This window comes from Saccharothrix carnea (assembly GCF_003014735.1).
Classification (GTDB): domain Bacteria; phylum Actinomycetota; class Actinomycetes; order Mycobacteriales; family Pseudonocardiaceae; genus Actinosynnema; species Actinosynnema carneum.
Genome location: NZ_PYAX01000008.1, coordinates 158,864 through 171,220, shown reverse-complemented (window position 1 = coordinate 171,220; position 12,357 = coordinate 158,864). Strand labels below are relative to the sequence as shown.

The window sequence follows — 12,357 nt, the reverse complement described above, 5'->3', positions numbered from 1 at the left end:
GCCGCCCAGCCAAGCGCTCGAAGGTGGGCTCATGACCACGCTCACGACGACCACCGTGCTCGACGTGGTGGTGCCCGTGTTCAACGAGGAGCTCGACCTCGCGCCCTGCGTGCGCAAGCTGCACGCCGACCTCACGCGGACGTTCCCCTACACGTTCCGGATCACCATCGCGAACAACGCGAGCACGGACGGCACGCGGGCCGTCGCCGACGAGCTGGCCCGCGAGCTGCCCGGGGTGTCCGCGGTGCACCTGGCGGAGAAGGGCCGCGGCCGGGCGCTGAAAGCGGTGTGGACCGCGTCGGACGCCGCCGTGCTGGCGTACATGGACGTGGACCTGTCCACGGACCTGGCCGCGCTCGCGCCACTGGTCGCGTCGCTGATCTCCGGGCACTCCGACCTGGCGATCGGCAGCAGGCTGGCGCGCGGCGCGCGGGTGGTGCGCGGGCCGAAGCGGGAGTTCGTCTCCCGCTGCTACAACCTGATCCTGCGCGGCACGCTCGCGACCCGGTTCACCGACGCGCAGTGCGGGTTCAAGGCGATCCGGGCCGACGTCGCCCGGCGGTTGCTGCCGCACGTCGAGGACACCGGGTGGTTCTTCGACACCGAACTGCTGGTGCTCGCCGAACGCGCGGGCGCGCGGATCCACGAGGTGCCGGTGGACTGGGTCGACGACCCGGACAGCCGGGTGGACATCGTGTCGACCGCGGTGGCCGACCTGAAGGGCGTCGCCCGGGTGGCCCGCGGCCTGGTGACCGGGCGGATCCCGATCGGCGAGCTCCGCGCCCAGCTGGGCCGGGAACCGCTGGAGCCGCGGGCACCGGGCGTACCCGCCGGGCTGGTCAAGCAGCTGGTCCGGTTCGCCGCGGTCGGCGTGCTCAGCACGGTGACCTACCTGCTGCTGTTCGTGTCGCTGCGCGGCGGGCTCGGCGCGCAGGGCGCGAACCTGGTGGCGCTGCTGGTCACCGCCATCGCCAACACCGCGGCCAACCGCCGGTTCACCTTCGGCGTGCGCGGTCGGCGCGGCGCGGGCCGCCACCAGTTCGAGGGCCTGCTCGTGTTCGGCCTCGGCCTCGCGCTGACCAGCGGCTCGCTGGCCCTGCTGCACCTGTTCGCCGCGCCGGGCGGCCCGGCCGAGCTGGTCGCGGTCGTCGGCGCCAACCTCCTCGCCACCGTGCTGCGCTTCCTGTTGCTGCGCAACTGGGTCTTCCGGCCCAAGCGCACCGCGGAGGCCGGTTCATGACCACACCGTCGACCCTAGGGACCCCTTCCATGACCACCGCAACCCTGACGGCACCCGCACCAGGCGCGGCCGCGCCACCGTCCGGCCGCAACTGGACCACGCCCGCGCTGGTCGTGCTGCTCGTCGGCACGGCGGTGCTGTACCTGTGGGACGTCACCGCGTCCGGCTGGGGCAACAGCTACTACGCCGCCGCCACCCAGGCCGGTGCGCAGAGCTGGACCGCGTGGCTGTTCGGTGGCCTCGACGCCGGTGGCGTGATCACGGTCGACAAGCCGCCCGCCGCGCTGTGGGTGAGCGGGTTGTTCGCGCGGATCTTCGGGTTCTCCAGCTGGACCGTGCTCGCACCGCAGGCCGTCGAGGGCGTGCTGGCCGTGTGGTTGTTGTACGCCACGGTGAAGCGCACGTCCGGCGCGGTGGCCGGGTTGATGGCGGGCGCGGCGCTCGCGGTGACGCCGGTGGCCGTGCTGATGTTCCGGTTCAACCTGCCCGACGCGTTGCTGGTGCTGCTGATGGTCGCCGGCGCGTACTGCACCGTGCGGGCGCTGGAGAAGGGTTCCGGGTGGTGGCTCGCGCTGGCGGGCGTGGCGGTCGGGTTCGCGTTCCTGGCCAAGATGGGGCAGGCGTTGCTGGTGCTGCCCGCGTTCACCGCCGCCTACCTGCTGGCCGCGCCCGTGCCACCGGTCAAGCGGTTGCTGCACCTGCTCGGCGCGGGCCTGGCCGTGGTCCTGTCCGCCGGGTGGTTCATCGCGCTGGTCGAGCTGTGGCCGGAACAGTCGCGGCCGTACGTCGGCGGGTCGTCGAACGACTCGCTGTGGGAGCTGGCCATGGGCTACAACGGCCTCGGCCGGATCTTCGGCGGTGGCCGCGGTGTGGTCGGGGGCGGCGGCAACGCCAACCTCGGCTTCGGCGGCGAGACCGGCATCGGCCGGCTGTTCGGTGCCAGCATGGGCGGCGAGATCTCCTGGCTGCTGCCGGCCGCCCTCATCGGGATGGTGGCGGGACTGTGGTTCACCCGCCGGCTGCCGCGCACCGACCGCACCCGGGCCGCCCTGGTCCTATGGGGCCTGTGGGTGCTGGGCAACGGGATCGTGTTCAGCTTCATGAGCGGCATCACCCACCCCTACTACACCGTCGCCGTGGCACCGGGCGTCGCCGCGCTCGTCGCCATCGCCGGCCGTGAGCTGTGGCGCGGACGCGGGCACCTGCCGGTGCGCGTCGCGTTGGCGATGATGGTGGCCGGCGCCGGGTTCTGGGGTTTCGCGCTGCTCCAGCGGTTCGGCGAGTGGGTGCCCGCGCTGCGCTGGGTGGTGGCCGCACTGACCGTGCTGGTGGCCACGGCGATCGTGATGGGTGTGCGGCGGGTGGCCGCGCTCGCGCTGGTCACGTCGGTGCTGTCCACCGCGGCCTTCGGCGTGGCCACCGCCGCCACGCCGCACGCCGGGTCCATCCCGATGTCCGGTCCCCCGTCCTACGCGGGCGACGGCGGCCCGGGCGGCGGCCCGATGGGCGCGACGTCCGACGAGCTGACCGACCTGCTCAAGGCCACCACCGGGACGTGGGCCGCGGCGACGGTCAGCGCGCAGGGCGCGGCGAACCTGGCGCTCGACTCGGGCAAGGCGGTGATCGGCATCGGCGGCTGGAGCGGCGGTGACCCGGCGCCCACGCTGGAGGAGTTCCGGCAGTACGTCGCGGACGGCCGGATCGGCTACTACGTCACCGGCGGCATGGGCGGCGGTATGCGCGGTGCCAACGAGATCGGTGAGTGGGTCGAGGCCAACTACGAGGCCATGACCATCGGCGAGAGCACCGTCTACCGGCTCGGCTGAGGCGTCACCCGGTGGAGGCGGTGGTCGACGTGGCCACCGCCTCTTCGGCGTCGACGACGTACCGGGGTGGTTCCGGCAGGCCCGCCCACGAGCGGTACGTGATCGTGGCCGCGTACGGGACCAGGTCGCGGCCACGCCGCCAGAGCCACGGGATCCCCTTCACCACCAGCCACCCCACGTGGTGCAGCGGCGTCACCTTCAGCCCACCCGTGCACACCAGCGACACCCGGCCCGGCACGTCGCAGCCCGCCCGCGCCAACCGCTCCGCGAACGCCGCCGCCAGCCGCCGGTGCCCCGACTCCGAGGGGTGCAGCCGGTCCACCGCCCAGGTGTCCAGCGAGTACGCGCCTTCCATCGAATCCAGGTCCACGCACTCGATCCCGTGCCGCCGCACCACCGCGTCGATGATCCCGTTCAGCTCCGCGATCCGCGCCCGCAACGCCCGCCGCAACGCGGCCGGCAGCCGGAACACCCGGCTGTGGTCGTGGAACCGCACCGTGACGACGGCGGCGCCGGCCGACACCAACGCGCCCACGATCGCGTCCAGGTCCAGGTGCAGCCGACGCGCGTCGAAATCGGACCGCAGCGTGTCGTTCATGCCGACCAGCAGCACCGCCGCGTCCGGCCGCGCGGACAGCGCCTTCGCCAACTGCTCGTGCCGCACAGACGTCACCCTGGCACCGGTGAACGAGACGTTCAGGTACCGCGCGTGCGGCAGCGCCGCCGCGAGCAGCGGGCCGACGCCACGCCACCCACCGGGCACGGGATCGCCCACGCCCACCGTCGTCGAGTCACCCAGGACCACCAGGCTGCGCACCGTCTTGGCCACACCGGAACGATCGCGCAGCGACGTGACGTGCCGAGAACGAACAGCCCAACGCTAACGGAATGCCGGGTACAGCGGCAGTTCCGCGGCCCGCTTGCCGTACCGCGCCACCAGCGCCGCGATCACGTCGTCGGCGTGCTCGGCGATGTGCTTCTCGCCGGCGGCCACCGCGTCGGCCCGCAGCCGCACCCACCGCGAGGTCAGCACGACCACCCGCGGCGGCGAGTCCAGCGGCCGGTGGCCGGACGGCAGCGCCGAGTCCAGCCCCGGCAGCCCGCGCCACGTGCCGAGCCACACCCACAGCAGCTGCGCCTCCAGCAGCCGCGGCAGGAACACCGCGTCGTCGTCCAGGTCCGGCCACACCGACGACACCTCGGCCCGCCATGCCGCCACCATCGCCTCCGACATGCCCGCGGGCAGCCCGTAGGCGCACCAGCACGACGGGAACGGCACCCGCAGGCAGGCCGCGTCGAACACGATGTCGCGCACGCACCCGCCCTCGAAGTCGAGGAACCGCACGCCCTTGCTGGTCACGAGGTGGTTGTCCGGGCACGACGTGGACGGGCTGAACGCGCGCCGGCGGGACGTCACGAACCGGCGCACCGCCTGCGCGGCGAACGTGCCCACGGAGTCGGGCGTGTCGACTTCCAACGATTCAACCAGCAGCTCGGGCAACCCGGCCAACGCCGTGTGCACGTCCACCACGATCGGGTCGGCGCAGCACTGCGAGCCCTGCCGGCGCATCAGCGCGTCGAAGTCCGCGTCACGCCCGGCGGTCGTCGCGTGCAGCCTGCCCATGGCGTGCGCCCACGACAGCAGGCCCCGTTCGGCGGCCCGCGCGTCGGAACCCAGCAGCTTCTCCGCCAGCCGCGGCGCCTTGCCCAGGTCCTCCAGCACGACCAACCGCTTGGCGTTGTCCTGCGCGACCAGCTCGGGGGTGAGGCGCTCCTCGGACGGCAGCGCGGTGAGCAGCTTGTGGCTCACCACCTCGTGCGCGAACGGGTCGCGGTCGGCCACCGGCGACGGGTAGCGCTTGACCACCAGCGTGCGTGGCAGGGAGAACGGGGTGTGGGCCACCCGGACGCGCGCGACCACGGACCGGCCGGCACCCCCGAGGTCTTCGGGGTCGGCCAGTCGGACCGGTGCGCCGAACCTGCCGCTCAACACCGATTCGGCCGCTGCCACCGCGTCGTCCAGCTCGGAGGGTGCAGCGTCGTCGATGTCCTGCGGGCCGGCGGTGATCTCCACGCTCATCCCCTCCGACCCTACTCCCGGTGCCGACCGTCCTGACAGAACCCGTCCGGGCACCGTGACGGTAGTGCTCACGGACCGCCCGGCTCCACCTTTTGTGGAAATCCGCCGGCGGTCAACCGTTCCCGAGGGGTCGGCCCAGGTCACGGACCTGGCCGCGGCGGTTGCGCAACGCCAGGACCAGCGCCGCCGCCACCACGACGCCGACCAGGTTCACCGCCAGCTGTGCAATCGACTGGAGGCATATGTCCCACTGGCCGAGAACGGCGGCGACCGCGGCGTAGCCGGCGGCGGGCACGGTGGTGACCGAAATGAACACCCCGACGAGCGCCGCGGACTTGGCCGACGTCATCGACAGCATCCCCGCCGCGCCCGCGAGCAGCGCGACGATCAAGGAGAACGGCCCGACCTCGAAGACGAAGTCCAGCTCGTGACCGGCCAGCGCGAGGTCGGGGTCGAACAGGCCGGTGCGCGATCCGAGCCACGTGCCGACCGCGGTGATCAGCATCGCCACCGGAAAACCGGCGGCCAGCGCGAGGGCCGCCCGGCGCACCAGGTCCCAGCGCCGCAGCACGAGGCCCACCGAGATGGCGGCCAGCGGCCCGAACTCCGGGCCGACGACCATCGCGCCGACCAGCGTGACGGGCGAGTCGGTCACCACCGCGACCGCGGTGAGCAGGCACGCGATGGTCAGGAACGACAGGAACGTGGCGTTGAGCCGGGACTCCTCGCCGGTGCGGGCCAGCAACTCCTCCCACACCACGGCGTCCGCGCCGTCACCGGGCGCGGCCTCCTCGGCGCGGTCGGCCGCGTCGGACAGCGCGGTGTCGATCTGCTCCAGCGTGACGCCGCCGTCGCGGTCGACGCCGAGGTCGCACAGGGAGGCCACCACCTGGTCGGTGGCCTCCCGCGCGACGTCCGCCTCCACCACGTCGCCCACCGGGTCGACGGCCGCGCCGCGCAGCAGCACGACGTGCGTGACGCCGGGTTCGGCCTTCAGCGCGGCCAGCACCGCGTCGGTGCGCTCGGCCGGGCAGATGGCCCGCAGGTGCAGCACGGTGCTACTTGGCCTCGGGCGCCGGCTTGAAGTCCACGCCCGCCTCCTTGCGCTGCTGCGGGGTGATCGGCGCGGGCGCGGCGGTCAGCGGGTCGTAGCCGCCGCCGCTCTTCGGGAACGCGATGACCTCGCGGATCGAGTCGTACCCGCCGAGCAGCATGGCGATCCGGTCCCAGCCGAACGCGATGCCGCCGTGCGGCGGTGCGCCGTACTTGAACGCGTCGAGCAGGAAGCCGAACTTCTCCTGCGCCTCCTCGGGCGTGATGCCCATGACCTGGAACGCCCGCTGCTGCACGTCGGCGCGGTGGATACGGATCGACCCGCCGCCGATCTCGTTGCCGTTGCAGACGATGTCGTAGGCGTAGGCCAGGGCGTTGCCCGGGTCTTCCTCGAACCGGTCGACCCACTCCGGGGTCGGCGAGGTGAACGCGTGGTGCAGCGCGGTCCACTTGCCGCTGCCGACCGCCACGTCGTCGCCGATCTTGTCGACCGCCTCGAACATCGGGAAGTCCACGACCCACACGAACGACCAGGCGTTCTCGTCGATCAGGCCGACCCGGTGCGCGATCTCCACCCGGGCCGCGCCGAGCAGCGCCCGCGCGCCGTCCGGGTCGCCCGCGCCGAAGAAGACGCAGTCGCCGGGGTTCGCGCCCACGGCCTTGGCCAGGCCGTCGCGCTCGGCGTCGGAGAGGTTCTTGGCGACCGGGCCGCCGAGCGTGCCGTCCTCCTGGACCAGCACGTACGCCAGGCCCTTGGCCCCGCGCTGCTTGGCCCACTCCTGCCACGCGTCGAGCGTGCGGCGGGGCTGCGACGCGCCGCCGGGCATGACGACCGCGCCCACGTACGCCGCCTGGAACACCCGGAACGGGGTGTCCTTGAAGTACTCGGTCAGCTCGGTCAGCTCGAGGTCGAAGCGCAGGTCCGGCTTGTCGGTGCCGTACTTGGCCATCGCCTCGGCGTAGGAGATGCGGCGGAACGGCCGGGCGATCTCGTGGTCGGCCAGGTCCTGCCACAGCGCGGAGATGATCTTCTCGCCGAGCGCGATCACGTCGTCCTGCTCGACGAAGCTCATCTCGATGTCGAGCTGGGTGAACTCGGGCTGCCGGTCGGCGCGGAAGTCCTCGTCGCGGTAGCAGCGGGCGATCTGGTAGTACCGCTCCAGGCCACCGACCATGAGCAGCTGCTTGAACAGCTGCGGCGACTGCGGCAGCGCGTACCAGGAACCGGGGCGCAGGCGCGCGGGCACCAGGAAGTCGCGGGCGCCCTCCGGGGTGGAGCGGGTCAGGGTCGGGGTCTCGACCTCGACGAAGTCCTCGGCGTGCAGCACCTCGCGGGCGATCCGGTTGGCCTCGCTGCGCAGCCGCATGGCCTTGGCCGGGCCGCTGCGGCGCAGGTCGAGGTAGCGGTGCCGCAGGCGGGCCTCCTCGCCGACCTCCAGGTGCTCGTCCAGCTGGAACGGCAGCGGCGCGGCCTCGTTGAGCACCTCCAGCTCGGAGGCGTAGACCTCGATGTCACCGGTGGGCAGGTCGGGGTTCTCGCTGCCCTCGGGGCGGCGGGTCACCTCGCCCACGACCTTGATGACGAACTCGGAGCGCAGCTTGTGCGCGCGCTCGGCCATCTCGCCCTCGCGGAAGACGACCTGCGCGATGCCGGAGGCGTCCCGGAAGTCGATGAAGATCACGCCACCGTGATCGCGCCTGCGGGCCACCCACCCGGTCAGGGTGACGGACTGCCCGGCGTGCTCGGCGCGGAGCTTCCCGGCCTCGTGCGTGCGCATCACGGGAACTGCTCTCCTCGGTGTTTGCTTCTTCGTGGGTCGACTCGACTGACGACTGGTCGTCAAGGCTAACCAACGACCCGGCACCCGACGCCACCAGGTTTCCCGACGCGGAAGACCACTGCGCGCAGCCCGACGAAGTTGACGGCCGTGGCCGTGCCCTGCGCCACCACCCAGGCCACCGCGAATTCCACCCGAAAGGGTGGCAACAGGTGCAACGCGAGCGCGTTGACCAATACGTTGACGGCGAATGTGCTGAGGTACAGCAGGGCGAACCCCGCGACCTGCCGCACCCCGCCCTCGGAGATACCGAACGTGAACCGCCGATTGAGGAAGAACGCCGCCGTGGTGCCGAGCGTGAAACTGGCCGCCTTGGCGGCGTGCACCCACACCCCGAAGGCGAGCAAGGCACCGTAAACACCGTAGTCGAGTAGCGCGCAGAGCGCTCCCACCAGCACGAACCTCGTCGCCTGGCGGGTCGCGCCGCCGTGGTGCACCACCGTTTGACACCTCTCGAATGGAAATGACCGTGCCCGTCAGTGTGTGCCGATGCTAACCAGGCTCTCCGGTTGGGGTCGGACTGCTCCCACCGTCGCGAGGCTCGTTTCACCGCGCGATTTCGAGGCCGTCGCGAATGTCGTGAAGAAGTCCCGCGAACGGGGCGTGATCGCCCGGGGCCTCGGCCGCAGCTACGGCGATCCGGCGCAGAACGCGGGCGGCGTCGTGCTGGACATGACCCGGTTCGACCGCATTCGCCGGGTCGACGTGGACGAGTGCCTGGTCGACGTCGAGGCGGGGGTGTCGCTGGACGCCCTGATGCGGGTGCTGCTGCCGTTCGGGCTGTGGCCGCCGGTGCTGCCGGGGACGCGGCAGGTCACCGTGGGCGGCGCGATCGCCGCGGACGTGCACGGCAAGGGTCACCACGTCGTGGGCAGCTTCGGCGACCACGTGCGGTCGCTGGACCTGCTCACGGCGGACGGCTCGATCCGCGAGCTCACCCCGGACGGCGAGGGCTCGGCGTTGTTCTGGGCGACGGTCGGCGGCATGGGCCTGACCGGCGTGGTGCTGCGCGCGACGCTGCGCGTCGTCCCGGTGGAGACCTCGTACTTCGTGGTGGACACCGAGCGGCTGGACAACCTGGACGACCTGCTGGCCCGGCAGTCCGCCGACGACGACCGGTACGCCGAGTCGGTGTCCTGGTTCGACGCCACGGCCACCGGGCCGCGCCTCGGCCGGGGCGTGCTGACCAGGGCGAACCACGCCCGGCGCGACGACCTGCCGGCGAAACCGCGGCGCGACCCGCTGGCGTTCGACGCGCCCCGGCTGTTCACCGTGCCGGACGTGCTGCCGTCCGGGCTGCTCAACCGGGCGACCGCCCGCGCGTTCAGCGAGCTCTGGTACCGCAAGTCGCCCACCCGGTCGGGGCAGGTGCAGAACATCACGCAGTTCCTGCACCCGCTCGACGTGATCGGCGAGTGGAACCGCGGCTACGGACCGCGCGGGTTCCTCCAGTACCAGTTCGTGGTGCCGTTCGCCGCGGTCGACGTGATCCGGCGGGTGGTGGAGCGGATCGCCTCGTCCGGCCACGTGTCGGCGCTGAACGTGCTCAAGCGGTTCGGGCCGGGCAACCGCGCGCCGCTGTCGTTCCCCGGGCCCGGCTGGACGTTGTGCGTCGACCTGCCGGTGCGGCCGGGTCTCGGCGAGCTGTGCGACGGGCTGGACGAGCTGGTGCTCGGCGCGGGCGGGCGGCACTACCTGGCCAAGGAGTCGCGGGCCACGGCCGAGGCCGTCCGCCGCGGCTACCCCCGATTCGAGGAGTGGCGCGCGGTGCGCGCGTCGGTCGACCCGGACGGAGTTTTCGCGTCCGACATGTCCAGGAGGTTGGAACTGTGATCGACGCGGTGGGCAATCCGCAGAGCGTGCTCGTGCTGGGCGGCACGTCCGAGATCGCGCTGGCGGTGATCCGGCGCTACACCGGCGCCCGCAAGCCGCGGGTGGTCCTCGCCGCCCGGCCCTCGCCCCGCCGTGACGCGGCGGTGGCGGAGCTGACGGCGGAGGGCGTGCCGGTGACGGCGCTGGACTTCGACGCGCGTGACGTCGGCGGCCACTCGGCCGTGCTGGACAAGGCCTTCGCCGATGGCGGGGTCGACGTGGCGCTGGTGGCGTTCGGGGTGCTGGGCGACGCCGAGCGCGCGTGGCAGGACCACGAGGCGGCGATCGAGCTGGCCGAGGTCAACTACACCGGCGCCGTGTCGGTGGGCGTCGGGCTCGCCGAACGGCTGCGCGCGCAGGGCCACGGCGTGATCGTCGCGCTGTCGTCGGTGGCGGGCGAGCGGGTGCGCCGGTCGAACTTCGTCTACGGGTCGACCAAGGCCGGGATGGACGCGTTCTACCAGGGGCTGGGCGAGGCGCTGCGCCCGCACGGCGTCACCGTCACGGTGGTGCGGCCGGGGTTCGTGCGCACCCGGATGACCGAGGGGCTGCGGCCGGCGCCGTTGTCGAGCACCGCGGACCAGGTCGCCGAGGTGGTCGTGACCGCGGTGCGCGACCGGCGTGAGCTGGTGTGGGCGCCCGCGCCGCTGCGCCTGGTGATGTCGGCGCTGCGGCACCTGCCGCGCGCGGTGTTCCGGAGGTTGCCGGTATGACCGCGACGGCCGCGCCCGAGCGCGTCACCGACCCGGCGTCCCCGTCCCGACCCGCGCGCCGGTCCTGGCCCGCGGCGGTCACCGCGGTGGCGGGCGGCACGGCGCTCATCGCCGCCCACGGCGCGCTGTACGGCAACTGGGTGGTCGACGACGCCGCCATCACCTTCGCGTACGCGCGCAACGTCGCCGATGGCGAGGGTTCGGTGCTGCAGCCGGGCCTGACCCCCACCGAGGGGTACTCGAACCCGGCGTGGTTGGCGTTGCTGGCGCTCGGCAAGCTCGTCGGCCTGTTCGACCGGGGCACGTTGTTCGGCGTGCCGGACTACGTGCTGTTCCCCAAAGCGCTCGCCGTGCTGTGCTGCGCGGGCGTGCTGCTGGCGTGCCACACGGCCGCACGGCGGGTGTTCCGCCGGCCTGGCCTGGTGACGGTGGCGTTCGGCGCGGTGCTGGCGGCGATCCCGTCGTTCGTGGTCTGGGTGTTCTCCGGGTTGGAGAACCCGCTGTACGCGCTGGTGATCTGCTGGTTGGCGGTGGTGCTGTTCGGCGCGGTGCTGGACGACCGGCTGCTGTCCGGGCGCGTCGCGGTCACCGCCGGGCTGCTGGTCGCGCTGGCCGCGCTGACCCGGCCGGACGGGCTCGTCTACGCCGGGGCGTACCCGCTGCTGGTGCTGCTGACGTCACGGCGGGCCGGGCTCGCGGCGGCGGTGCGGTCGGCGGCGTTGTCCACGGCGGTGTTCCTGGTCCCGTTCGGCGCGTACGTGGCGTGGCGGCGGGTGGAGTTCGGCCGGTGGTTGGCGCTGCCCGCGGTGGCGAAGAGCCAGGGACCGCCCGAGCCGGCGCAGTTCACCCGGGTCGGCGAGGTGGTGCACTACACCGGAGCGTTGGCCGTGCTGGTGGTGGCGGTGTGCGTGGGGCTGGTGCTGGCCCGGGGTTCGCGACTGGCCTCGGGGCTGGTCGCGCTGCTCGTGCCGCTGGGGTTGGCGCTGCTCGGGTTCGCGGTGCTGGCGCCGGACTGGATGGAGCAGCTGCGGTTCGCCACGCCCGTGTGGGTGCTCGGCGCGCTGACCGCCGTCTTCGCCGTCGCACGGGCACTGGGTCGGGGCGGGGCACGGCGGCGCGCGGTGCTGTCGGTGGCCCTGGTCGTCGCGATCGTGCCCTCCGCCGCGCAGTTCGCGACGGCGGCACGGCAGTTCCGCGCCCAGCCCACCGTGCCGATGTGCCTGATCGCCGAGACGTTCGGGCGCGGGTTCAACGGCCCGGCGGACATCCTCGGCGTCGAGCGCGCCACCCTGCTCCTGCCGGACGTCGGCGGCACCGCGTTGACCTCCAGGCTCGCCGTGGTCGACCTGGTGGGGCTGGCCGAGCCCCGGCTCGCCGACCTCTGGGGCGCCCGCGACATGCCCGGGGTCCGCGACTACGTGTTCGAGCGGGTGAAACCCACGTTCATCCACTCGCACGGGTCGTGGTCGCAGGCCACCGGCATCGCCGAGGACCCGCGGATGGCGGCGGACTACCACGTGATCTCGGCCGGGCCGGTGGCCGAGGACTGGGTGCGCCGGGACGCCGTGCCGGACGAGGCCCGGTTGACCGCGATGCGCGACTACCTGCGCGAGCGGGTGACGCGCGCCCACGGCGAGCAGGCCAAGAGCCCGCGCGGCCGGTGCGGCCCGGCGCTGCGCCCCGGCCAGCAGCCGTGACGGCCTCCCGACAGCCCCGAACCGCCGAGCGCAGGAGG

At 73.1% G+C, this 12,357-nt stretch carries 10 protein-coding genes; 5 read left to right on the top strand and 5 right to left on the bottom strand.

Annotation, left to right across the window (positions count from 1 at the left end):
• Positions 1-31 precede the first annotated feature (31 nt).
• Both B0I31_RS24430 and B0I31_RS24425 read left to right on the top strand, forming a co-directional pair.
• Complete coding sequence (locus tag B0I31_RS24430) at positions 32-1,240, top strand: bifunctional glycosyltransferase family 2/GtrA family protein (RefSeq protein WP_245950339.1); 1,209 nt, start codon at positions 32-34, stop codon at positions 1,238-1,240.
• Between the two features lie 29 nt (positions 1,241-1,269).
• A complete protein-coding gene (locus tag B0I31_RS24425) occupies positions 1,270-3,066 on the top strand; it encodes a glycosyltransferase family 39 protein (RefSeq protein ID WP_106617705.1) in 1,797 nt (598 codons plus the stop codon).
• A gap of 4 nt (positions 3,067-3,070) precedes the next feature.
• On the opposite strand, the gene B0I31_RS24420 is transcribed toward B0I31_RS24425, so the two are convergent.
• From B0I31_RS24420 to B0I31_RS24400, 5 genes are all read right to left on the bottom strand, one after another.
• Positions 3,071-3,895 (bottom strand): SGNH/GDSL hydrolase family protein, encoded by an 825-nt coding sequence (locus B0I31_RS24420; RefSeq protein ID WP_245950338.1) that lies wholly within the window; start codon positions 3,893-3,895, stop codon positions 3,071-3,073.
• Positions 3,896-3,946: 51 nt separating this feature from the next.
• A complete protein-coding gene (locus B0I31_RS24415; RefSeq protein ID WP_106617703.1) occupies positions 3,947-5,146 on the bottom strand; it encodes a hypothetical protein in 1,200 nt (399 codons plus the stop codon).
• A 112-nt stretch (positions 5,147-5,258) separates the two neighbouring features.
• Entirely contained in the window at positions 5,259-6,200 is a 942-nt protein-coding gene (locus B0I31_RS24410; protein WP_106617702.1) for a DUF389 domain-containing protein, read from the bottom strand.
• Between the two features lie 4 nt (positions 6,201-6,204).
• Positions 6,205-7,980 carry an aspartate--tRNA ligase gene (aspS, locus tag B0I31_RS24405; RefSeq protein ID WP_106617701.1) on the bottom strand — a complete coding sequence of 592 codons (1,776 nt, stop codon included), beginning with the start codon at positions 7,978-7,980 and terminating at the stop codon, positions 6,205-6,207.
• Between the two features lie 65 nt (positions 7,981-8,045).
• Positions 8,046-8,477 carry a GtrA family protein gene (locus tag B0I31_RS24400; RefSeq protein ID WP_106617700.1) on the bottom strand — a complete coding sequence of 144 codons (432 nt, stop codon included), beginning with the start codon at positions 8,475-8,477 and terminating at the stop codon, positions 8,046-8,048.
• A gap of 49 nt (positions 8,478-8,526) precedes the next feature.
• Here B0I31_RS24400 and dprE1 point away from each other — a divergent pair, with 49 nt between their 5' ends.
• From dprE1 to B0I31_RS24385, 3 genes are read left to right on the top strand one after another with little or no spacing between them, the layout of a single operon-like run.
• Positions 8,527-9,870 (top strand): decaprenylphosphoryl-beta-D-ribose oxidase, encoded by a 1,344-nt coding sequence (gene dprE1, locus B0I31_RS24395; RefSeq protein WP_106617923.1) that lies wholly within the window; start codon positions 8,527-8,529, stop codon positions 9,868-9,870.
• The gene (gene dprE2, locus B0I31_RS24390) at positions 9,867-10,622 is read left to right on the top strand and encodes a decaprenylphospho-beta-D-erythro-pentofuranosid-2-ulose 2-reductase (RefSeq protein ID WP_106617699.1); all 756 of its coding nucleotides are present in this window, start codon (positions 9,867-9,869) and stop codon (positions 10,620-10,622) included. Before dprE1 ends, dprE2 begins: the two co-directional genes overlap by 4 nt.
• Positions 10,619-12,319, top strand: a complete 1,701-nt coding sequence (locus tag B0I31_RS24385; RefSeq protein WP_106617698.1) for a hypothetical protein — start codon at positions 10,619-10,621, stop codon at positions 12,317-12,319. Before dprE2 ends, B0I31_RS24385 begins: the two co-directional genes overlap by 4 nt.
• The last annotated feature ends 38 nt before the right edge of the window (positions 12,320-12,357 follow it).

Coding starts and splice junctions, on each gene's coding strand:
- B0I31_RS24430 (WP_245950339.1), top strand. CDS start 32: ATGACCACGCTCACGACGACCACCGTGCTCGACGTGGTGGTGCCCGTG.
- B0I31_RS24425 (WP_106617705.1), top strand. CDS start 1,270: ATGACCACCGCAACCCTGACGGCACCCGCACCAGGCGCGGCCGCGCCA.
- B0I31_RS24415 (WP_106617703.1), bottom strand. CDS start 5,146: ATGAGCGTGGAGATCACCGCCGGCCCGCAGGACATCGACGACGCTGCA.
- dprE1 (WP_106617923.1), top strand. CDS start 8,527: ATGCTAACCAGGCTCTCCGGTTGGGGTCGGACTGCTCCCACCGTCGCG.
- B0I31_RS24385 (WP_106617698.1), top strand. CDS start 10,619: ATGACCGCGACGGCCGCGCCCGAGCGCGTCACCGACCCGGCGTCCCCG.